Genomic DNA, 21,280 nt, shown 5'->3' on the forward strand with positions numbered 1-21,280 from the left:
TACGGGCGGTTCACCGCCCGACACGTGGGGAAGGGCGCAAGTCCTTCCCCATTTGTTTTTCCAGAGACCGGAAATCCATGAGCGAAATCGAATCCCTGTCCGCGCGCGCACTGGCCGACATCGCCGCGGCGCGCGACCCCGACGCACTCGAGGGGCTGCGGGTCGGCCTGCTGGGCAAGCAGGGCAGCATCACCACGCAGCTCAAACAGCTCGGTGCCCTGCCGGCCGAGGAGCGCAAGGCGGCAGGCGAGGCGATCAACCGCGTGCGCGATGCCGTGGGCCAGGCGCTGGCCGGGCGCAAGGCGGTGCTGGAGGACGCGGCGCTCGATGCGCGACTGGCCGGCGAATCGGTGGACGTGACCCTGCCCGGCCGCGATGCCGGACGCGGTGGCATCCATCCGGTCTCGCGCACGCTCGAGCGGATCGCGGAAATCTTCGGTCGGCTGGGCTACGAACTGGCCGACGGTCCGGAAATCGAGGACGACTGGCACAACTTCGAGGCGCTGAATTTCCCGCCGCACCATCCGGCGCGGGCCATGCACGACACGTTCTACTTCCCGCCCGACGCGAGCGGGGTGGCGCGCCTGCTGCGCACCCATACCTCGGGCGTGCAGGTCCGTTACATGGACCAGGCCGTCGCCGACGGCAGCGGCCCGCCCTTGCGGATGATCGCCGCGGGCAAGGTCTACCGCAGCGACAGCGACCAGACCCACTCGCCGATGTTCCACCAAGTGGAGGGCCTGCTGATCGACGAGCACGCGACCTTCGCCGACCTCAAGGGGACGCTGGCCGAGTTCGTGCGCGCGTTCTTCGAGCGCGACTTCCAGATGCGGTTCCGCCCCAGCTATTTCCCGTTCGTCGAGCCGGGCGCCGAGGTCGACATCGCCTGGCAGCAGCCCGACGGCAGCGTGCGCTGGCTGGAGGTGCTCGGATGCGGCATGGTCCACCCGAACGTGCTGCGCAACTGCGGCATCGACCCGGAGCGCTACACCGGCTTCGCTTTCGGCCTGGGCGTGGAGCGGTTCGCCATGCTGCGCTACGGGGTGAACGACCTGCGCGCGTTCTTCGAGAACGACGTGCGCTTCCTGCGCCAGTTCGCCTAGGGCGACTACGCCGGACCGTCGCAACCCAACGACTTCAACGGCGGGCCAGGCCCGCACCATGGACCACGATCAACGATGAAATTCTCCGAAAACTGGCTGCGCAGCCATGTGCCGACCTCGGCCAACCGCGACGGGCTGGCCGCGACCCTGACCGCGATCGGCCTGGAGGTCGAAGAGGTCACCGCGCTCGGTGACGGCCTGGCCGGCGTGGTGGTCGCGCGGATCGTCGCGGCGGAGAAGCACCCGGAGGCCGATCGCCTGCAGGTCTGCCAGGTCGATATCGGAGATGGACAGCCGCTGCAGATTGTCTGCGGCGCCCCCAATGCGCGCGCCGGGCTGGTCGCGCCGCTGGCCATGGTCGGCTCCAGCGTGGGCGGCATCGCGATCAAGGCGGCGAAACTGCGCGGCGTCGAATCAAACGGAATGCTCTGCTCGGCGAAGGAGCTGGGCCTGGATGCCGATGCGTCCGGCCTGCTCGAGTTGCCGGCTGACGCACCGGCCGGTGCGTCGCTGGCGGACTACCTCGGCCTGCCCGACGCCAGTATCGAGATCAAGCTGACCCCCAATCGCGCGGACTGCTTCAGCATCCGCGGCATCGCCTATGACGTCGCCGCCGCGCTGGCCAGCGAAGTGGTGCCGCTGGACATCGCGCCGGTCCCCGCGCAGGACGCCTCGGCGATGGAAGTACTGCTGGAAGCGGGCGAGCGCGTGCCGCGCTTCGCGGGTCGGGTGGTCCGGGAAGTGGACGCCACCGTGCCCACGCCGGCGTGGATGGCCGAGCGGCTGCGTCGCTCCGGCGTGCGCCCGATCAGCTTCCTGGTCGACGTCACCCAGTACGTGATGCTGGAGCTCGGGCAGCCGATGCACGCCTTCGACCGCGACTCGCTCGAAGGTCCGGTCGTCGTGCGCCCGGCGCGCGCGGGCGAGCGGGTGAAGCTGCTCGACGGTCGCGAGGCCGAGCTGGACGCGGAGTTCCTGGTCGTCGCCGACAGCCGCGGCGGCCATGCGGAGCGCGCGGTCGCGCTGGGCGGGATCATGGGCGGGGAGGACACCAAGGTCACCGATGCCACCCGCAACGTATTCCTGGAGGCGGCGCACTGGATCCCTTCGGCGATCATCGGTCGCAGCCGCCGGCTCGGCCTGCACACCGACGCCGGCCACCGCTTCGAACGCGGCGTGGATCCGGAGCTGCCACGCGTGGCGGTCGAGTACGCCACGCGCCTGATCCTGGACATCGCCGGGGGCACGCCCGGGCCGCTGACCGAGGCCACCTTGGCGGACCACCTGCCGCGGACGGGCACCATCGGCCTGCGCCGCGCACGCGTGGCCCGTGTCCTCGGCATCGGTATCGCCGACGCCGAGATCGAACGCATCCTGCGCGCGCTGGGCATGCAGGTCGCTACGGCCGGGGACGGCTGGCAGGTCACGCCGCCGAGCCGGCGCTTCGACATCGCCATCGAGGAAGACCTGATCGAGGAACTGGCCCGCATCCACGGCTACGACCGGATCCCGACCACCGTGCCGGGCGGGCCGGCGCGCATCGCCGCACCGAGCGAGACGCGACTGGCGGAAACCGACATCCGTCGCCAGCTGGTCGCGCGCGATTACCTGGAAGCGGTGAGCTTCGCTTTCGTCGAAGCTGATCTGCTGGAGGCGTGGCACAGCGCCGCGGCCACCGTGCCGCTGGCCAACCCGCTGAGCGCCGAACTGGCGGTGATGCGGCCGCGGTTGCTGCCTGGGCTGGTCGATGCGTTGGCGCGCAATGTTTCGCGACAGGCCGGTCGCGTGCGCCTGTTCGAGCTGGGGCGAACCTTCGCGGAAGCCGATCCGGCGCTGCGTGTTCCGGGCGTCCCGGCAGCGGCGCCGGTGGAGACCCGGCGGATCGCCGCCGTGGCCTGTGGCGACGCCGGTGCCGAGCAATGGGGGCACGCGGCGCGCCCGGTCGACTTCCATGACATGAAGGGCGACCTGGAATCGCTGGCCGCCGCGTCCGGGGCGACCCTGCAGTTCCGCCCTTCTTCGGAGGCCTTCGGCCACCCTGGACGCAGTGCGGACGTATACCGCACCGACGGCGACGCCAGCGAGGTCCGGCTGGGCTGGATCGGCCAGCTTCATCCGCGCCTGCAGAAGGCGCTCGACCTAGGCGTGGACGTGGTCGCCTTCGAACTGGACCTGGCGCCCCTCGAGCGGCGTGCCCTGCCGCGTGCCGAGGCGTTGTCGCGCTTCCCGCCCGTGCGTCGCGACCTGGCCTTTGTGGTCGGCGTCGACGTGCCCTGGGCGGCCTTGGCCGCCAGCGCCCGCGAGGCCGCCGGGCCGGTCCTGCGCGACCTGGTGCTGTTCGATCGATACCAGGGGGCAGGCGTGGAATCCGGTTGCAAGAGTCTGGCTATGGGCTTGATTTTGCAGGACAACGCGCGCACTCTGACCGACCAGGACGCGGATGCGCTGGTGGAGCGGGTGGTGGCCCGGCTGGGCCGCGACCACGCTGCCAGGATCCGCGGCTGAAACAGGGGATGTATCCAGGATGGCATTGACCAAGGCGGAGATGGCCGAGCGTCTGTTCGACGAAGTCGGCCTGAACAAGCGCGAGGCGAAGGAATTCGTCGACGCGTTCTTCGAGGTGTTGCGCGAGGCGCTGCAGGGCGGACGGCAGGTGAAATTGTCGGGCTTCGGCAACTTCGACCTGCGCCGCAAGAACCAGCGGCCCGGGCGCAACCCGAAGACCGGCGAGGAGATCCCGATCTCCGCGCGCACCGTGGTCACCTTCCGCCCCGGCCAGAAGCTGAAGGAGCGCGTGGAGGCTTACGCCGGAGCCGCGCCGCATGCTTGATCCCGGCAGCAACCGCGAGCTTCCGCCGATCCCGGCCAAGCGCTACTTCACCATTGGCGAGGTCAGCGAGCTGTGCGACGTGAAGCCGCACGTGCTGCGTTACTGGGAAACCGAGTTTCCGAGCCTGAGTCCGGTCAAGCGCCGCGGCAACCGCCGCTACTACCAGCGCCACGACGTGCTCATGGTGCGCCAGATCCGCGGCCTGCTTTACGAACAGGGCTATACGATCGGCGGCGCGCGCCTGCGCCTGGAAGGCGAGGGGGCAAAGCAGGAGTCCGCGCTGAGCAGCCAGATCGTGCGCCAGGTGCGCATGGAGCTGGAAGAAGTACTGCAGCTGCTCAGGCGCTGAGAATTCGTGGTTTCGCCATTGCGGCCTCGCCGCGGGCGGCGCCGAACCGGTATAATCGCCGGCCCGTCTAGGCGGGAAAGCTGCTTCGGGGTATAGCGCAGCCTGGTAGCGCACCAGTCTGGGGGACTGGTGGTCGTCGGTTCGAATCCGGCTACCCCGACCAATTCGTGTTGCGAAGGAGCCCGCCCAGTGCGGGCTTTTTCTTGCGCGTGCACCGGACTGGCGAACCGGGCCTGAACAGGCGCAGCGCAGCAGCCACGCTGGTGCTTCGCGACCTGTCGCCGCTGCGTATGCTCGGCCGGTCGTTCAACTACACGGATGCGGGCATGGCGGCACGGATGATGGCGCTGGCGTTGTCCCTCCCGCTAGCGATCGCGACGCCGGTGGCGGCGCAGGAGTCCGCCGCCGGGGAGACGCCGGTCGTGGACATGGATGCGGTCGTGGTCACCGGTGCGCAGCCGGGGCCTGGTATGTGGCGGGCCACGCGCAACGGGCACACCCTGTACATCCTCGGGACCCAGTCGCCCCTGCCGCGGGGCATGACCTGGCAAGCCAGCGAGACACGCGAAGTGCTCGCGCAGGCCGGTGCCGTGCTCGGGCCGCCGGGGGTGACGATCAACGCCGACATCGGCTTCTTCCGTGGCCTCACCCTGGCGCCGTCGGCCTTCAAGGCGATGAAGAATCCGGACGGGGAAACCCTCGACGAGGTGCTGCCTCCCGAGATCTACGCACGCTGGAGCGTGCTCAAGCAGCGCTATCTCGGCCGCGATCGCGGCGTGGAAAAGAAGCGCCCGCTGATCGCCGTCTACGAGCTGTACAAGGCGGCGCTCGAGGACAACGGCCTGCGCGAAGGCGGGGTGGTCGGGCCGGTCATCGACAAGGCGTTGAAGGAGCGCGGACTGGAACGCACGCCTGCCGTGCTCAAGCTGAAGATCGACGACCCGCGCGAAGCGATCGCTGACTTCCGCAAGGAAGGACTCAAGCCCGAAGACCTGGCCTGCTTCAGCGGAACCCTGGACATCATCGAACGCGACCTGCCGCAGATCGTGGCGCGCGCCAATGCGTGGGCGGTGGGCGACCTGGATGCGCTGCGGACCATGCCCAGCGGTCGCAACCAGGTGCTGGCCTGCCTGTCGGCCTGGACCCGCACCGAGACCGCGCGCAAGCGCGGGCTGGTCGATATCGATGCACGCATCCGCGACAGCTGGCTGGCGACGATGGACGCGACGGTGGCCGCGCATCCGGTGACCTTCGCCACGATGTCGATCGACGAGCTGCTGCGCGACGGGGGTTACCTCGCGGAACTGCAACGTCGCGGCTACCGCGTCGAGGCGCCGGACGAGTACGAAGACGACGAGCCAGCGGACGCGCCGCCGGCCGATGCGATTGCGCCAACGCCCCTGTAGAGCGTGCACCATTGCCCCCTTTGCGGAGCGGGGCTTGCCGCACAGCTCTCTTGCTGGAATCCAGGCGCTTGGTGGTTTGATGGCGAAGCAGCCGGGCAAGCCCGGCTCCACAAGGCGTGGTTGCTCAGCCGCCGGCGGCGCGCGGCAGGCCGCTTTCCGTTTCCGCCAGCTGCGGCCAGCGCTTGAGCACGGCGGCTCGGATGCCGGCCGCGTCGATGCCGGCTTCGCCCAGCAGGTCCTCGCGGCTGGCATGGTGCTGGAACGCGTCTGGCAGGCCCAGGTGCAGCAGCGGCAGCAACACCGCTTCGGCGTTGAGCAGTTCGGACACCGCTGAACCGGCACCGCCGGCAACCACGTTGTCCTCGATGGTGACGAAGCCTTCGTGGCTCTTCGCCAGTTCCAGGACCAGCGCGCGATCCAGCGGTTTGACGAAGCGCATGTTGACCACGGTCAGGCCGAGCTCGGCGCCGACCTGTTCGGCGGCCGGCACGGTCGCGCCGAAGGCGAGCAGGGCGATGCGGCTACCGTTGCGGCGCAGCTGCGCCTTGCCGATCGGCAGCGTCTCCAGGCTGTCGTCGATGGCCGCGCCGGGGCCTGTGCCGCGCGGATAGCGCACCGCGGCCGGGCCTTCATGGCGGAGGCCGGTGCTCAGCATCTGCCGGCACTCGTTCTCGTCGGCCGGGGTCATGAGCACCATGTGCGGCACGCAGCGCAGGAAGCTCAGGTCCAGGTTGCCCGCATGGGTGGCGCCATCGGGACCGACCACGCCACCGCGATCGACCGCGAACAGGACGTCGAGTTTCTGCGTGGCCACGTCGTGCACCAGCTGGTCGTAGCCGCGCTGCAGGAAGGTCGAATAGATCGCGACCACCGGCTTGGCGCCCTGGGTGGCCATGCCGGCTGCCAGGGTCACCGCATGCTGTTCGGCGATCGCCACGTCGAAGTAGCGCTGCGGATATTCCTTGCTGAAGCGCACCAGCCCCGAGCCCTCGCGCATGGCCGGAGTGATCGCAAGCAGGCGTGGCTCGGCGGCGGCCATGTCGCACAGCCAGTCGCCGAACACATCGGTATAGGTGGGCTTCTTGGCCCCGGCCTTGGCGACCAGGCCCTTGGCCGGATCGAACGGACCGACGGCGTGGTATCCGATCTGGTCGCCTTCGGCCAGCTCGTAGCCCTTGCCCTTGGTGGTGATCACGTGCAGCAGCTGCGGGCCCTTGAGGGTCTTGAGCGTCTTCAGTGCGTTGACCAGGGCGGGCAGGTCGTGGCCGTCGATCGGACCGGTGTAGTGGAAGCCCATTTCCTCGAACAGGGTGGACGGTACGAACATGCCCTTCCAGTGTTCTTCCCACCGGCGCACGAAGCGCGCCGGCGGCTTCTTCTTGTCGCCCAGCAGCTTCTTGCCGCCTTCGCGCAGCTTGTTCAGCGTGGCGCTGCCGGTCAGCCGGCCGAGCATCTTGGTCACCCCTCCGACCGCTTCGGAAATCGACATCCGGTTGTCGTTGAGGATGACCAGCAGGTTCGGCTCGTCGTCCATGCCGCCGGCGTGGTTCAGCGCCTCGTACGCCATGCCGGCGGTCATCGCGCCATCGCCGATCACCGCCACGACCTTGGGCACGTCCGTCTTGGCGTCGTCGCCGGTCTGCCGTTGCAGGGCGATGGCCATGCCCAGCGCCGCGGAGATCGAGGTCGAGGAATGGCCGACGCCGAAGGTGTCGTACTCGCTTTCCTCGCGCTTGGGGAACGGCGCTACGCCGTCCTTCTGCTTGACCGTGTGGATGCGGTCGCGGCGGCCGGTGAGGATCTTGTGGGGATAGGTCTGGTGGCCCACGTCCCAGACCAGCTGGTCGACGGGGGTCTCGTAGAGCCAGTGCAGGGCCACGGTCAGCTCGACCACGCCCAGGCCAGCGCCGAAGTGCCCGCCGCTGCGACCCACCGACTCGATCAGGTAGGCGCGCAGTTCCTCGGCGATGGCCGGCAGTTCGGCCTCGTCGAACCGGCGCAGGTCGGCTGGCGAATCGATGCGAGACAGGCGCGGATAACGGACGGGGTCGATGCTCATCGGGACTGGCGCGATACGGGTCGCCATTTTCCTCCCCGGGGGCGTGACGGAGCAAGCAAGGTCGTTCAGGCGCGCGCCAGAGCGTTCCCGGCAAGGACGCGTTGCCCGCCGGAATCGGCGGCTGCGGCCAGCGTCCTCCGTCCGCGGTATCCGCGGGACCGGTCTGTGGGTTGCGGAATCAGGCGGACAGCTTGGAGCGCTTGGGCAGCTGCGACCGCAGGAACGCCATCTGGTCGGCCAGGATGTTGCGGTTGGACAGGATCAGGTGCTCGATCCAGCTGGGCCGGTAAGGCACGGCCAGCAGCGGCATGTGCGCCTGCTGGGGGGTGCGGTTGCCCTTGCGTGAGTTGCAGTGGAAGCAGGCGCTGACCACGTTTTCCCAGGCATCACGGCCGCCCTTGGAGAGCGGCATGACGTGGTCGCGGGTCAGGTGTGGCCGGGCGAACTGTTCGCCGCAGTACAGGCACAGGTGGGCGTCGCGGGCGAACAACGCGGTGTTGGACAGGCTGGGGGTGGGGTCCAGGGCGCGTGCATGGGCATGCCCGCGGGTGGCGACGATCGGATGCAGTTCGATCAGGCTGCGCGCGCCGGTCATCCGGCAAATGCCGCCGCGCACGCGCAGGCAGGGGTCGCCGAGGGTCCAGGCGATGGCATCGCGTGCGTAGAGGCAGGTTGCGTCCTGCCAGCCGATCCAGTCCATCGCGCGACCGTGCGCGTCCAACGACAGGACCCTTACCGCAGGTGCATGCTCCCGCGGGGGTGGGGCGGCGACCGGGGCGTTCGCTCCGGCGCAGACCAGACCTAGCGTTGCTGTGTCCGTCTCCATCGGGATAACAGCTTATACCCGAATGTTGACGAGATGTGTATGTCGTGCTGCATCAGCGCAGCACGCCTTCCAGCCCGGGCGCCGGATTGAGCGAGCTGCGGTCATCGACCTGGAACTCGCGCGGCTTGCTGGCCTCTTCAGGGGTGGCGTTGACCGTGCCTTCGAGGCGGTAGGCGATCGACCTGCGGCTGGCCAGCGCATCGGCCACCGCGATGCGGGCCATGCCATCGGGCTTCATCGAGACCCTGACCACGTCGGCCGACGTGGGCCCGATCGAAATGGCCGGCGAGGCCTGGAGGACGCCGGCGCCATGTTCGTCCACGCTGACCTGAAGGCGCACCGCATCGAACCGCATCGAGACGCTGCTGAAGTTGTGCAGGCGCAGGTCCACCGCCCAGTCGCCGTTGGCCTGCACGGTCAACTGCTGGATTGCAGCCGACGGCGGCGACACGCGGCGCGTGTTGCCACTGCACGACACCAGCACGAACAGCGCGAACGTGGCCATCGACAGCTTCAGGATGGACTTCATGCGGACTCCGGATATGCGACTGGGCAGGATAGTACGCTGCGACACACGGTCAACGCAGTGGCGCAGCCACTACCAGCGGTGCCAGGTCGTAGCCCATCGTCTCGGCCTTGGTCTTCAGGCGGGAGAACAGTTCGGCGTCCATCGAAGGTTCGCGCGAGAGGATCCACAGGTATTCGCGATCCGGATCGCCGACCACCGCCCACTGGTAGTCGGGGTCCAGCGCGATCACCCAGTAGTCGGCCCATACCAGCGGCAGCCAGGACAGCCAGCCCGGGACAAAGCGCACCTGAAGCCGGCCCGGGTGGCCTTCCACGGTGCGGGCGACGCCTTCCGCGATCGCCTGGTCGCCATCGCGCGTGCGGCAGGTGTTGCGGACATTGATCGTGCCGTCGGCGCGAAGCGCATAGGCGGCGGTGATGTCGCCGGCGCATCGACGCTGGAACGACACCGGGAGGTGCGCGATCTCATACCAGTGGCCGGCGTAGCGCGTCAGTTCCAGCTCGGGTACCGAAGCCACAGGCGATGCGGCCGAGGCCGGCAGGATCGAGGATGACAGGGCGATGCAGGTCAGGAGCAGCGTCGGAAGGGCGCGCATGGTGCCTCCATGGGACGGCGCGCCGATCCTAGCATCGGGCCTGTTAGGGCAAGCGTCGCGGCCGTGGGGCCAGGCAGGCGGGAAGCGCTAGCGGAACGCGCCGGGTGCCCGAGGTGGCGGGCCCGGGCGACAGACTTCCACGCGTCCCGGCAAACCGTCGCGCAGTGCGCTGGCATCGGCCAAGGTCTGGGCCAGTTCGAGTGCCGCCGCGATCGAGTGGTACCAGGCCAAGGGCCGCCCGCCATCGAGCAGGGTGCAGCCACGGGGGTCCTTGCGGACGACGAGCAGGCGTTGCTCCATGGCAGGATCCCCGTTGGCTCCGGCGCGCGATCGGCCGGAAAGGGCTGCAGTCTGCGACGGGTCGCGGCCCGTGGAAATCGGGCCACACCCCCGCTCGGTGTAGGAAATCTCCGAACCGGGGGCAGGGATCGGGCCGATCCCACGGGCAAAACAAAAGGGCCTTGCGGCCCTTCGTGTGTACTCGCCGGAACATGGTGGCCGGGGAGGGAATCGAACCCCCGACACGGGGATTTTCAATCCCCTGCTCTACCAACTGAGCTACCCGGCCATGCGCGACTAGTGTCGCGGCGAGGGGCCGAATCATACCGGGGCCCTCGCGATCCGACAAGCCGCACATGTGCCATGTGGCCGGTTGAGGTTGCCGTGGGAATGGGCGCATGATCGGCCGGAGTCCACCCGAAGAAGGAAGAAGCCATGAAGAAGCTGCTTTCAGTAGTGGTATTGGCGATAGGGATGACCGTTGGCCTGGGTGGATGCAGCAGTACCCCCAGGGCCACCCCCGCCGAGCGGCTGGCGTTCTACGAGGCCCATGCCGGCGATCCGGTCCGCAGCTTCCGCATGTTCGGCCGGCTCAATGGCTGGACGCCACTGGGTAACAGCGCGATGGTCGTTTGGACGAGGCCCAACGAGGCGTGGCTGCTGAACTTCAGCGGTCCGTGCCAGGACCTGCAGTTCGCCACCTCGATCACGATCTCGCACTTCTCCAACACGGTCACCGCGCGGTTCGACACGGTGACGCCGATCGGCCCCGGCATCAGCACCGTCGGACGCATCCCCTGCCGCATCGATACGATCCGGCCGATCGACACCCAGGCGCTCAACCAGAGCAGGGAAGAGATCCGCCAGGCTGAGAGCGCGGCACGCCAGGACGCTCCGCCTGCCGAGCCACCGTCGAACTGACGGGCGGGCAGACACTGCCGGCATGGCCTCAAGCGCCGTGCCGACAGTCTCGTTCCCGATGGGATGCCGTCAGGATTCCGGCGGCACGTAGCCGGCAGGTTTCTGCGCGTCGCCACCGAACAGGAATTTTTCCAGCTCTTCCTGCAGGAAGGCGCGGTGCTTGGGATCGCGCGGTGACAGGCGGTTCTCGTTGATCAGCATGGTCTGGTGCGCCAGCCAGGACGCCCAGGCCGGCTTGCCGACATGGGCAAGGATGCGCTGGCCGAGTTCGCCCGGCCAGGGCGCGAAATCCAGCCCTTCGGCGTCGCGTTGTTCGTACTGGCAGAAGACGGTACGGGACATGTTCCGTGGATCCTGGATGGGGTAGGTCAGGGCGCGTCGAGCAGCCGGCGGATGGGCGCTGGCAGGCCGAGCGCGCCCAGGTCGGCGCGCGCCACCCAGCGCTGCGCCTCATTGTCGCCGACCCGGGGCCGCGGGGCGACCCGGCGCAGGCGGCGCGGCTGCAAGTGCAAGCGGTAGTGGCTGAAGGTGTGGACGATCACAGGCAGCTCTTCGGCCGCGTCGTAATCGCCGTCCACTTCTCCTTCGAACCATTCGCGCAGTTGGGCTTCGGTATCGGCCTGGGGCAGCGTCCACAACGAGGCCCAGATGCCGGTCGGCGGGCGTCGCTGCAGGAGCAGTTCGCCGTGTTCGTTCTCCAGGACCAGCGCCACCGCCTCGCGCTCGGGCAGGACCTTGCCGGGACGCGGCGTAGGCAGCGCCTGGACCAGCCCTTCGCGCAGCGCGACGCAGGTGCTTTCCAGTGGACAGGCGGCGCAGGTGGGCCTGGCGCGCGAGCACAGGGTGGCCCCGAAATCCATCTGGGACTGGGTGTAGTCGGCCATGCGTCCGCTTGGCACTGCGGCCAGGTGTGCTTCGGCCAGCGCCCATAGCTGCTTTTCGACCGCTGGCGTGCCCGGCCAGCCGGCCACGCCATGCCAGCGCGCGAGTACGCGCTTCACGTTGCCGTCGAGGATCGCGAAACGATCGCCCCAGGCCTGGGCGAGGATCGCGCCGGCGGTGCTGCGGCCGATGCCAGGCAGCGCATGCAACGCGTCGAAATCGCGAGGCAGTCCGCCGCCGTGGTGCTCCATGCATTGTTTCGCGGCAGCGTGCAGGTTCCTGGCGCGGGCGTAGTAGCCCAGTCCCGCCCAGTGCGCCATCACCTCGTCGGTGGATGCGGCGGCCAGGTCGGGCAGGATCGGGAAGCGGTCGACGAAGCGCAGGAAGTACGGAATGACCGTCGCGACCTGGGTCTGCTGCAGCATGATTTCCGACAGCCATACGCGGTACGGCGTGCGCGGTCGTTGCCAGGGCAAGTCGTGGCGTCCATGGCGTTCGAACCACGCCAGCAGCGGCGCCGCGAATCCGCCAGTCGTCTTCCGGGCAGCCACGGTCGTGGCGGTCAGGCGCCCAGCGCCTCGGGCAGCAGCGCGTCGACGAAGGCCTCCGGGTCGAACACGCGCAGGTCCTCGGGGCGTTCGCCGATGCCGGCGAAGCGGATCGGAATGCCGAACTCGCGGGCCAGGGCGAACACGACGCCGCCCTTGGCGGTGCCATCGAGCTTGGTCACCACCAGGCCGGTCACGCCGACGGCTGCATGGAACTGGCGAAGCTGGCTCAACGCGTTCTGGCCGGTGGTCCCGTCGATCACCATCAGGACTTCGTGCGGCGCTGCGGCGTCGAGCTTCTGCAGCACGCGCTTGATCTTGCCCAGCTCGTTCATCAGTCCGGTCTGCGTGTGCAGGCGGCCGGCGGTGTCGGCGATCAGGACCTCGGTGCCGCGCGCCTTCGCCGCCTGCAGGGCGTCGAAGGTGACCGAGGCGGCGTCCGCATTCTGGCCCTGTGCGATCACGGTCACGCCATTGCGCTCGCCCCAGACCTGCAACTGGGCCACGGCGGCGGCGCGGAAGGTATCGCCGGCGGCAAGGACCAGGCTGCGCCCCTCGTCCTTGAAACGCCGGGCGAGCTTGCCGATGGTGGTGGTCTTGCCGACGCCGTTGACGCCCACGGTCAGCAGTACAAAAGGCCTGGCGTCGCGGTCGATCTGCAGCGGTTTCGCCACCGGCTGCAGCAGTGCGACCAGCTCGGCGCGCAATGCGGCCAGCAGGCCGCGGGCGTCGGCGAACTCGCGCGCCTTCATCCGCTTGCGCAGGCCTTCCACCAGTGCAGTGGTGGCGGCGACGCCGACATCGGCGGTGAGCAGGGCGGTCTCGATCTCGTCGAGAAGGTCGTCGTCCAGCTGTGGATTGCGCGAGAACAGGCCGCCCAGGCTGCGGGCGAAACCGCTGCTGCGCAGGCGTTCGCGCCAGCCCGGCTTGCCGGGGGCTGCGGCCGGCTGGACCAGGGTTTCCGCGTCGGCCACGGTGCCCGTGTCGGGGCCGACTACGATCGCGATTTCCCCGTCTGCCGGCGATTGCCCGACGACCGCCGGATCGACCACAACCGGTCCGACCACAACGGGCTCGACTGCGGCCAGTTCGACCAGCGTTGCGCCGGCTGCGGCATCGACGCCGTCCGCGGGTGCCGTGCCGGGTGCCTGCGGGAACGCGGCGGCCAGCTCTTCGGCGCTGTAGCGGCTGGCGGGGGCAGGGGCGTCCTGCGGCTTCTTGCGACGGAAGAAACTGACCATTGACTGCGAATGTCGGAGAATGCGCGCCATGCTAGCACCGCGCCCCACTGCCACCCGATGAACAGGCCGCCGCGTCCGCGCTCCGCCACGACCGCGCGCATAGCCGGCAACGTGCGCATCGTCGGCGGCCGCTGGCGGGGGACCCGCCTGCCGGTGCCGGACATCGAGGGGCTGAGGCCAACCTCCGACCGGGTCCGCGAGACGCTGTTCAACTGGCTGCAGCCGGTGCTGGCCGGAAGCCGCGTCCTCGACCTGTTCGCAGGCAGCGGCGCGCTCGGCCTGGAGGCGGTGTCGCGCGGCGCAGCCAGCGCGGTGCTGGTTGAGCGGGATCCGGCACAGGTGGCGGGGTTGCGGGCCGCGGTCGACCGGCTGCAGGCGGGTGCGCAGGTACAGGTGGTGCAGGACGATGCATTGCGCTGGCTGGCCGGACAGGAGCCGGCGGACGTGTTCGACCTCGCCTTCATCGACCCGCCGTTCGCCGCCGGGCTCTGGCACGGCGCGCTGCAGGCATCGGTGGCGCGCCTTGCGCCGGATGGATGGTTGTATCTGGAGTCGCCCTCCGACCAGGTTCCCGAGATCCCGGCGGGCTGGACGCTGCATCGCGAGCTGCGCACCGCACAGGCGCGCGCGGCGCTCTATCGTGGCCCCGGACAAGGACGCGCTGATACACTCCCTGCCGCCGATCCGGCGCCCTGAACGACACCGTCCCGTGGTCCAACGCCGTACTGCCGTCTATCCCGGCACCTTCGACCCGATCACCAACGGCCATATCGACCTGGTCGCGCGGGCCGCGCCGTTGTTCGAGAAGGTGATCGTAGGCGTGGCCACCAGCCAGGCGAAGGGCCCGACCCTGTCGCTGGAGCTGCGCGTCCGCCTGGCCCGTGAAGCCCTGGCCGGGCACGCCAACGTCGAGGTCATGGGCTTCGATTCGCTGCTGGCACATTTCGTCCGCGACGTCGGCGCCGGCGTCCTGCTGCGCGGCCTGCGCGCGGTGTCGGACTTCGAATACGAATTCCAGATGGCGAGCATGAACCGCCACCTGATCCCGGAGGTCGAAACCCTGTTCCTGACCCCGGCCGAACAGTACAGCTTCATTTCCTCTTCGCTGGTGCGCGAGATCGCCCGCCTGGGAGGCGACGTCTCGGGCTTCGTGACACCGGCGGTGGCCGCTGCGTTGCAGGAAGCCAGGCTCAATGGTGCGGTTTCCGAGTGATGCTCAATTTCCAGAACGAAGGGAGGTTCCTGATGAACAAGACGACGCGCGCGCTCCTGCTCGCCTGCATGCTGGTTTCGCCGCTGCTGCTGACGGCCTGCAAGAAGGAGGCGGCGGTGGGCAACGAGGCTGCCGCGGCCAAGGTCCTGACCGCGCCGGCCAAGGATGACGATGCGGGCTGGAAGGCGTACCTGCCGGCGGTGGTCCAGGAAAACATGGGCACCATCACCAACAATCCGTTCCTGTACTACCTGCCGCCGGAGTCCGATCCGGAGTTCGCGGCCAAGTACGAGCGGCAGGTGGAGTCGGCCAAGACCGCGATGGCCCGCGGCGTCCAGAAGGGCAACCTGCTGGCCTTCGGTTCGCCGGCTTCGGCCAAGATGGCCGACCTGATGCAGGTCGCCTTCGCCGACGTCCCGGCCGACACGCTGAAGGGCGTGCGCATCCTGTTCATCGGCGAGGCCGTCGACAACGAGCGCGTGCAGGCGGCGCTGGCGCCGACCGGCGCCGAATACGTCTTCGTCGAAGCCAAGTAAGAGGATCGTGGCGGCGGGCATCGCCTGACGATGCCCGCCGTCGCAAACCACCGTGTCGCTCCGGATCAACGAACTCTGCGTCAATTGCGACGTCTGCGAGCCGGCCTGTCCCAACCAGGCCATCTCGATGGGCGAGACCATCTACGTGATCGACCCGGCCCGCTGCACCGAATGCGTCGGCCACTTCGACGAACCGCAATGCGTGGTCGTCTGCCCGGTCGAATGCATCGACCCCGATCCCGCGTACCCCGAGAGCCAGGAAGCGCTGCTGGCCAAGCTGCGCCGGCTTGAGCGCGAAAATCCCGAGATCTACCTGCCGGAGGCCCGATGACCCGTGCACTGCCGCGCCTGATGCTGGCGCTGTTCCTGTTTGTGCCGTCCGTGCTGCCGGCCGTTGCGCGCGCGGATGGGCGCACCGTCGCCGACGCACCTGCCGAAGTCGCGCAGCGTCCCGGCCAGGCGGCGATCGCCAGTGCGCACAAGCTGGCCACCGACGCCGGTTTCGAGGTGCTGGACAAGGGCGGCAACGCGTTCGACGCGGCGGTTGCCGTGTCGGCGGCGCTGTCGGTGGTCGAACCGATCAGTTCGGGCCTGGGCGGCGGCGGTTTCTTCCTCCTGCACCAGGCACAGGGCGCGGGCAAGGACGTCTTCATCGATGCGCGCGAGGCCGCACCGGCCGCCGCGACCATGGACCAGTACCGCACCGCCGACGGCAAACTGGACTCGGACCGTGCCGAGAACGGTCCCTGGGCCGCGGCCATCCCGGGCCTGCCGGCGGCACTGGTGCACGTTGCCGGCAAGTACGGCCGCCTGCCGCTGGCCGAGAGCCTGGCCCCGGCGATCCGCCTGGCCCGCGACGGTTTTCCGGTTTACGCCAAGCTTGAGCGCGGCTATGCCGCGCGCCGTGAGGTGATGGAGCGTTACCCCGGCACGCGCGCGGTATTCCTTGCCGGCGGGCAGCCGCCGCGGCAGGGCCAGCTGCTCAAGCAGCCCGACCTGGCACGGACGCTCGAACGGCTCGCCAGCCATGGCTTCGACGGCTTCTACCGCGGCCCGGTGGCGAAGAAGCTGGTCGCCGGCGTGCGCGCCGAAGGCGGGCGCTGGACTGCCGACGAGCTGGCCGCCTATCGCGTGCACGAACGCGAGCCGCTGCGCTTCGGCTATCGCGGCTGGGAGGTGGTTACCGCGCCGCCGCCCTCTTCCGGGGGGGTGGCGCTGGCGCAGATGATGCAGATCCTCGTTGGCTGGGACCTGGCCCGACTTGATCCGGCGCTGCGCACCCACCTGACCATCGAGTCGATGCGTCGCGCCTTTCGCGACCGCACCTTCTACCTGGGCGACCCGGACTTCGTGCACGTGCCGGTCGACGTGCTGACCAGTCCGTACTACGCGGCCGGCCTGCGGGCCACGATCAACCCCGAGAAGGCGACTCCGAGCGACAGTTTCTCGGGCCGGCCGACGCCGCTGGAGGACGACGAGACCACCCATTTCTCGATCGTCGACGCCGACGGCAACCGCGCAGCGGTCACCCAGACGGTGAACCTGCTGTTCGGCTCGGGCCTAGTGCCGCCGGGCACGGGCGTGCTGCTCAACAACGAAATGGATGACTTCGCCTTGCAGCCGGGCCAGCCCAATGCCTTCGGCGTGATGGGCTTCGAGGCGAATGCGCCGGCGCCGGGCAAGCGCCCGCTCAGCTCGATGACGCCGACCTTCATGGTCTCGCCCGACCACGTCGCCGTGCTGGGTACGCCGGGTGGCAGCCGCATCATCACCATGGTGCTGCTGGGCGCGCTGGGTTTCGCCGACGGCCTCGGCGCGCAGGAGGTCGCCGCCTTGCCGCGCTACCACCACCAGTGGATGCCCGACGTGGTCCAGGCCGAGAGCGGCGCCTTGAATCCCGATGTCGCGGCGAAACTGCGCGCGATGGGCCACGTGCTGAAACTGCCCGAGGACACCGTCAGCGGGCGTGCTTCCAGCCACACCTGGGGCAACATGCAGACGGTGTTCTGGGATCGCCGTGGCAACGTGTTGAGCGGGGGTAGCGATCCGCGCAATGACGTGGGCAGCGCGCAGGTGCGGGCGACGGCCCCGGTCGCGCCCTGAGCGCCGCGATTGGAGTAGAGGCCCGCGTTGCGGATTCTTAACCGGGCCGCCGCTAGCATTCGCGCATGAAACTCTGGTCCATCCGCGGCAATTCGCAGAAGCTCGACGGCGGTTCGATGTTCGGCAATGCGCCGAAGGCCATGTGGGAAAAGTGGTCGCCGCCCGACGAGCACAACCGCATCGACCTGGCCTGCCGCGCGCTGCTGGCCAGTCCGCTCAATGGCCGCACGGTGCTGTTCGAGACCGGCATCGGCGCGTTCTTCGAGCCGAAACTGCGCGAACGCTACGGCGTGCAGGAGGACCGCCACGTGCTGGTGGATTCGCTGCGCGCGGCCGGATTCGAGCACGAGGACATCGACGTGGTGGTGCTCAGCCACCTGCATTTCGACCACGCCGGCGGACTGCTCGCACCGTGGGCCGAAGGGCGTGCGCCGGAACTGCTGTTCCCGAACGCGACCTACCTGGTCGGTGCCGCGCACTGGGAGCGTGCCAGGCACCCGCATCCGCGCGACCGCGCCAGCTTCATCCCGGAACTTCCGGGCCTGCTGGAATCCAGCGGCCGGCTCGAAATCGTCGATGGCGCGCATTCGCGCGCGCTGGGCGAGTCGGTGCGTTTCAGCTTCAGCGACGGGCATACGCCCGGACTGATGCTGGCGGAGATCGCCGGGCCGGAAACAGTGGACGGCCAGCCACATGGCGGCGTCGTGTTCTGCGCCGACCTGATCCCCGGGCGCTCCTGGGTGCACCTGCCGATCACCATGGGCTACGACCGCAACGCCGAGCTGCTGATCGACGAAAAGCGCGCCTTCCTGGAAGACAAGCTCGCGCGCAACGTGCACCTGTTCTTCACCCACGACCCCGGCTGTGCGCTGGCCCAGGTGGTGCGCGACGCGAAGGGGCGGTTCGGCACCGCCCACGAAGTCGCCGAATTGCAGGCCCGGCCGCTGGCAGCCTGAGGCTGGCACAATCGCCGGGTCTTCCGACCTGGACCTTGCGCATGGCCCCGACGCCCCGCATCACCCTGCTGGTCGCTTCGCTGCACGTCCTGTTCTACCTGTTCCTGTCGATGCGAGTGATCCTGCACCGCAAGGCGCACCGGATCGGCGTGGGTACCGGCGGCAACGAGGCGATGACGCGCAGGGTGCGGGTCCATGCCAATTTCGCCGAGTACGTGCCGCTGGCCCTGCTGATGCTGGCCCTGCTCGAACTGTCCGGTACCGCCGCAGGCGTGTTGTGGGCCTGCGGTCTGGTGCTGCTGCTGGCGCGCGTGGCGCATGCGATCGGACTGGGTGGATCGGCCGGCTACTCCGCCGGTCGCTTCGGCGGCACGATCCTCACGTTCGCCGTGCTGCTGGCGATGGCGCTGCTCGGCGTATGGCGCTTTCTCGCGCAGGCCATGCTGTGAGCGCCGGGCTCGCGGCGCGGCTGCTCCTGCTGCTCGGTGGCATCGGGGCGTGCGTGGCGTGCCAGACGCAGGATCCATTCGCCGGAACGACGGCTCACGTCGGCCAGGTGCGGATGAACCAGCTCGGCTTCCTGCCAGGCGCGCAGAAGCTGGCGGTCGTGGAAGGCGACCGCGCGCTTGCGTTCGTGGTGGAGCGCGAGGAGGGTGGCGGCGTGGTGCTCAGCGGGACGACCACGGCGCCCGCCGCGTGGAAGCCGGCACGGCGCGAGGCGGCCATCGCCGACCTCGGCGCGCTGACCGCGCCCGGGCGCTACCGGGTCCGGGTGGAAGGGCTGCCGCCTTCCGATCCGTTTCCGGTGGACGCGCAGGCCTATTCTGCATTGGCCGACGCATCGCTGAAGTCGTTCTACCTGATCCGTTCGGGCACGCCGGTCGAGGCCGCGCATGCGGGCCGGTTCGCGCGCGCGGCCGGCCATCCGGATGAAACCGTCGAGATCCACGCCTCCGCAGCGTCGCCGGGGCGCCCGGCCGGAACCGTGGTGTCCGCGCCCGGCGGCTGGTACGACGCCGGCGACTACAACAAGTACGTGGTCAATTCCGGCATCACCACCTGGACGTTGCTGGCGGCCTACGAACATTTCCCGGAATTCTTCCGCGGCCGCGAACTGGGCATCCCGGAAAGCGGCGACGGCGTGCCGGACATCCTCGACGAGGCCTGGTGGAACCTGCGCTGGATGCTGGCGATGCAGGATCCCGGCGACGGCGGCGTGTACCACAAGCTCACCAACCTGCGCTTCGACGGCATGGTGATGCCCGACCAGGCCGTCAAGCGTCGTTACATGGTCGGCCGTTCCACCGCGGCGGCGCTGGATTTCGCCGCAGTGATGGCCACTGCCAGCCGCGTCTATGCCAGCTACGAGGCGCAGTTTCCCGGCGAGCCGGCGCGGATGCGTGCGGCAGCCGAAGCCGCGTGGCGCTGGGCGCAGGCCCATCCCGATTCGTTCTACCGGCAGCCGCAGGACGTGCGCACGGGCGCCTACGGCGACGAGAAGCTGGACGACGAGTTCGCCTGGGCCGCGGCGGAGCTGTACCTGCTCACCGGCGATGCGCACTACCTCGAGGCGTTCGCCAGGCACGCACGCGATGCGGACGTGCCGAACTGGGCCGATGTCGGCGCGCTGGGTTGGATCTCCCTGGCCGCGCACCGCCAGCGGTTGCCCGCGGCGTCGCGGGATGCGGCGGAACGGCAGGTCGGCCAGCTCGCCGCGCGCCTGGCCGCGCAGTCGCGGGAGTCGCCATGGCGGGTGGCGATGCAGCCGCGCGACTTCGTCTGGGGCAGTAATGCCGTAGCGCTGAACCAGGCCATGGTGCTGCTGCAGGCCTACCGGCTGGAGCGGGAACGTACGTACCTGGACGCGGCGCAGTCGCAGCTGGACTACGTGCTCGGCCGCAATCCGCTGGGCGTGTCCTTCGTCACCGGCCACGGACTGCGCACGCCGATGCACATCCACCACCGGCCGTCGCAGGCCGACGGCATCGCATCGCCGGTGCCGGGCCTGCTTTCCGGTGGACCCAATCCGAGCCAGCAGGATCGGGCCGACTGCAAGGGCGTGGCGCACTACAGGAGCGCGGTACCCGCGCTGTCGTGGATCGACCACGACTGCAGCTACGCCAGCAACGAGACCGCGATCAACTGGAACGCGCCCCTGGTCTACGTCAGTTCCGCGATCCAGTACCTGGCGCCCTTGTAGGCGCCGCCTGAAGTGGGCTCCTGCAGGAGAAAATCTGTTGGACGTGGACGCAGCGTCGCCCGACGCGGCTACAGGCGCGTGCCGAAGATGCGGTCGCCCGCATCGCCCAGGCCGGGCAGGATGTAGCCCTTCTCGTTGAGGCGCCGGTCGATCGCGGCCGTATAGACCTCCACGTCCGGATGCGCCGCTTCCAGGTTGGCCAGGCCTTCCGGTGCGACGACCAGGAACACGCCCTTGATCCGGCGCGCACCGGCGCGCTTGAGCATGTCGATCGTGGCGATCAGGGTGCCGCCGGTCGCCAGCATCGGATCCAGGATCAGCGCATCGCGCTCGTCGAGGCGGCCGGTCAGGCGCTCGAAGTACGGCACCGGTTGCAGCGTTTCCTCGTCGCGCGCTAGGCCCACCACGCTGACCTTGGCTGCGGGAATCAACGCCAGCACGCCCGGCAGCATGCCCAGTCCGGCGCGCAGGATCGGCACCACGGTGATCTTGGCTCCGGCAATGCGCCGCACCTGCACCTCGCCAGCCCAGCCGGGCATGGTCGCCGCCTCGGTTTCCAGGTCGGCGGTGGCCTCGTAGGCAAGCAGGGTGCCCAGCTCGGTGACCAGCTCGCGGAAGCCCTTGGTGCTGAGCGCGGCATCGCGCAGCAGGCCGATCTTGTGCTGGACCAGCGGATGGCGGACTTCGACGGTTTTCATGGCAGC

At 69.3% G+C, this 21,280-nt stretch carries 23 protein-coding genes and 2 tRNA genes; 15 read left to right on the forward strand and 10 right to left on the reverse strand.

The features are described from left to right. Window positions 1-77: 77 nt before the first annotated feature. The 6 genes from pheS (at window position 78) to MNQ95_RS12425 (ending at window position 5,688) form a co-directional block, all read left to right on the forward strand. Window positions 78-1,103, forward strand: a complete 1,026-nt coding sequence (gene pheS / locus MNQ95_RS12400) for a phenylalanine--tRNA ligase subunit alpha (RefSeq protein WP_241953064.1) — start codon at window positions 78-80, stop codon at window positions 1,101-1,103. A gap of 75 nt (window positions 1,104-1,178) precedes the next feature. After that, entirely contained in the window at window positions 1,179-3,608 is a 2,430-nt protein-coding gene (gene pheT, locus MNQ95_RS12405; protein ID WP_241953065.1) for a phenylalanine--tRNA ligase subunit beta, read from the forward strand. A 19-nt stretch (window positions 3,609-3,627) separates the two neighbouring features. Then, the gene (locus tag MNQ95_RS12410; RefSeq protein ID WP_162408574.1) at window positions 3,628-3,933 is read left to right on the forward strand and encodes an integration host factor subunit alpha; all 306 of its coding nucleotides are present in this window, start codon (window positions 3,628-3,630) and stop codon (window positions 3,931-3,933) included. Continuing rightward, complete coding sequence (locus MNQ95_RS12415; protein ID WP_028916088.1) at window positions 3,926-4,282, forward strand: MerR family transcriptional regulator; 357 nt, start codon at window positions 3,926-3,928, stop codon at window positions 4,280-4,282. The genes MNQ95_RS12410 and MNQ95_RS12415 overlap by 8 nt, the downstream gene beginning before the upstream one ends. 86 nt (window positions 4,283-4,368) lie before the next feature. Then, window positions 4,369-4,445, forward strand: a tRNA-Pro gene (locus MNQ95_RS12420). 163 nt (window positions 4,446-4,608) lie between these two features. Then, on the forward strand, window positions 4,609-5,688 hold the full coding sequence (locus tag MNQ95_RS12425) for a TraB/GumN family protein (RefSeq protein WP_241953066.1): 1,080 nt from the start codon (window positions 4,609-4,611) through the stop codon (window positions 5,686-5,688). A gap of 124 nt (window positions 5,689-5,812) precedes the next feature. Here the strand turns inward: MNQ95_RS12425 and dxs are convergent, their stop codons facing one another. The 6 genes from dxs to MNQ95_RS12455 form a co-directional block, all read right to left on the reverse strand. Next, on the reverse strand, window positions 5,813-7,747 hold the full coding sequence (gene dxs / locus MNQ95_RS12430) for a 1-deoxy-D-xylulose-5-phosphate synthase (protein WP_241953067.1): 1,935 nt from the start codon (window positions 7,745-7,747) through the stop codon (window positions 5,813-5,815). Window positions 7,748-7,925: 178 nt separating this feature from the next. Further along, window positions 7,926-8,573 carry an HNH endonuclease gene (locus tag MNQ95_RS12435; RefSeq protein WP_162408576.1) on the reverse strand — a complete coding sequence of 216 codons (648 nt, stop codon included), beginning with the start codon at window positions 8,571-8,573 and terminating at the stop codon, window positions 7,926-7,928. A 52-nt stretch (window positions 8,574-8,625) separates the two neighbouring features. After that, entirely contained in the window at window positions 8,626-9,102 is a 477-nt protein-coding gene (locus MNQ95_RS12440; protein ID WP_162408577.1) for an LEA/WHy family protein, read from the reverse strand. Between the two features lie 49 nt (window positions 9,103-9,151). Continuing rightward, on the reverse strand, window positions 9,152-9,697 hold the full coding sequence (locus MNQ95_RS12445; protein ID WP_241953068.1) for a lipocalin family protein: 546 nt from the start codon (window positions 9,695-9,697) through the stop codon (window positions 9,152-9,154). A gap of 87 nt (window positions 9,698-9,784) precedes the next feature. After that, window positions 9,785-9,997, reverse strand: coding sequence for a hypothetical protein (locus tag MNQ95_RS12450; RefSeq protein ID WP_241953069.1), 213 nt, complete (start codon window positions 9,995-9,997; stop codon window positions 9,785-9,787). Window positions 9,998-10,189: 192 nt separating this feature from the next. Further along, a tRNA-Phe gene (locus MNQ95_RS12455) sits at window positions 10,190-10,265 on the reverse strand. A 146-nt stretch (window positions 10,266-10,411) separates the two neighbouring features. Between MNQ95_RS12455 and MNQ95_RS12460 the strand changes: the two genes are divergently transcribed. Beyond that, the gene (locus MNQ95_RS12460) at window positions 10,412-10,897 is read left to right on the forward strand and encodes a DUF6491 family protein (protein WP_241953070.1); all 486 of its coding nucleotides are present in this window, start codon (window positions 10,412-10,414) and stop codon (window positions 10,895-10,897) included. Between the two features lie 69 nt (window positions 10,898-10,966). On the opposite strand, the gene MNQ95_RS12465 is transcribed toward MNQ95_RS12460, so the two are convergent. From MNQ95_RS12465 to ftsY, 3 genes are read right to left on the reverse strand one after another with little or no spacing between them, the layout of a single operon-like run. Beyond that, the gene (locus MNQ95_RS12465; protein ID WP_162408581.1) at window positions 10,967-11,239 is read right to left on the reverse strand and encodes an oxidative damage protection protein; all 273 of its coding nucleotides are present in this window, start codon (window positions 11,237-11,239) and stop codon (window positions 10,967-10,969) included. Between the two features lie 26 nt (window positions 11,240-11,265). Next, window positions 11,266-12,330, reverse strand: coding sequence for an A/G-specific adenine glycosylase (gene mutY / locus MNQ95_RS12470; RefSeq protein ID WP_241953071.1), 1,065 nt, complete (start codon window positions 12,328-12,330; stop codon window positions 11,266-11,268). Between the two features lie 11 nt (window positions 12,331-12,341). Continuing rightward, entirely contained in the window at window positions 12,342-13,568 is a 1,227-nt protein-coding gene (ftsY, locus tag MNQ95_RS12475) for a signal recognition particle-docking protein FtsY (protein WP_162408955.1), read from the reverse strand. 57 nt (window positions 13,569-13,625) lie between these two features. On the opposite strand from ftsY, the gene rsmD reads away from it, so the two are divergent. The 8 genes from rsmD (at window position 13,626) to MNQ95_RS12515 (ending at window position 20,576) form a co-directional block, all read left to right on the forward strand. Next, window positions 13,626-14,264, forward strand: coding sequence for a 16S rRNA (guanine(966)-N(2))-methyltransferase RsmD (gene rsmD / locus MNQ95_RS12480; protein ID WP_162408583.1), 639 nt, complete (start codon window positions 13,626-13,628; stop codon window positions 14,262-14,264). Window positions 14,265-14,277: 13 nt separating this feature from the next. After that, a complete protein-coding gene (coaD, locus tag MNQ95_RS12485; RefSeq protein ID WP_162408584.1) occupies window positions 14,278-14,781 on the forward strand; it encodes a pantetheine-phosphate adenylyltransferase in 504 nt (167 codons plus the stop codon). Between the two features lie 32 nt (window positions 14,782-14,813). After that, window positions 14,814-15,317, forward strand: coding sequence for a hypothetical protein (locus tag MNQ95_RS12490; RefSeq protein WP_162408585.1), 504 nt, complete (start codon window positions 14,814-14,816; stop codon window positions 15,315-15,317). Window positions 15,318-15,369: 52 nt separating this feature from the next. After that, window positions 15,370-15,648, forward strand: coding sequence for a YfhL family 4Fe-4S dicluster ferredoxin (locus MNQ95_RS12495; RefSeq protein ID WP_241953072.1), 279 nt, complete (start codon window positions 15,370-15,372; stop codon window positions 15,646-15,648). Further along, window positions 15,645-17,420 carry a gamma-glutamyltransferase gene (ggt, locus tag MNQ95_RS12500; protein WP_338423328.1) on the forward strand — a complete coding sequence of 592 codons (1,776 nt, stop codon included), beginning with the start codon at window positions 15,645-15,647 and terminating at the stop codon, window positions 17,418-17,420. The genes MNQ95_RS12495 and ggt overlap by 4 nt, the downstream gene beginning before the upstream one ends. 65 nt (window positions 17,421-17,485) lie before the next feature. Continuing rightward, on the forward strand, window positions 17,486-18,376 hold the full coding sequence (locus tag MNQ95_RS12505; protein WP_162408587.1) for an MBL fold metallo-hydrolase: 891 nt from the start codon (window positions 17,486-17,488) through the stop codon (window positions 18,374-18,376). 41 nt (window positions 18,377-18,417) lie between these two features. Beyond that, complete coding sequence (locus tag MNQ95_RS12510) at window positions 18,418-18,825, forward strand: MAPEG family protein (RefSeq protein WP_241953073.1); 408 nt, start codon at window positions 18,418-18,420, stop codon at window positions 18,823-18,825. Then, window positions 18,795-20,576 (forward strand): glycoside hydrolase family 9 protein, encoded by a 1,782-nt coding sequence (locus tag MNQ95_RS12515; RefSeq protein ID WP_425605670.1) that lies wholly within the window; start codon window positions 18,795-18,797, stop codon window positions 20,574-20,576. The genes MNQ95_RS12510 and MNQ95_RS12515 overlap by 31 nt, the downstream gene beginning before the upstream one ends. Before the next feature lie 68 nt (window positions 20,577-20,644). On the opposite strand, the gene upp is transcribed toward MNQ95_RS12515, so the two are convergent. Next, a complete protein-coding gene (gene upp, locus MNQ95_RS12520) occupies window positions 20,645-21,274 on the reverse strand; it encodes a uracil phosphoribosyltransferase (RefSeq protein ID WP_241953074.1) in 630 nt (209 codons plus the stop codon). Window positions 21,275-21,280: the final 6 nt, after the last annotated feature.

Source organism: Pseudoxanthomonas daejeonensis (genome assembly GCF_022637495.1).
In the GTDB taxonomy this organism is placed as follows: domain Bacteria; phylum Pseudomonadota; class Gammaproteobacteria; order Xanthomonadales; family Xanthomonadaceae; genus Pseudoxanthomonas; species Pseudoxanthomonas daejeonensis.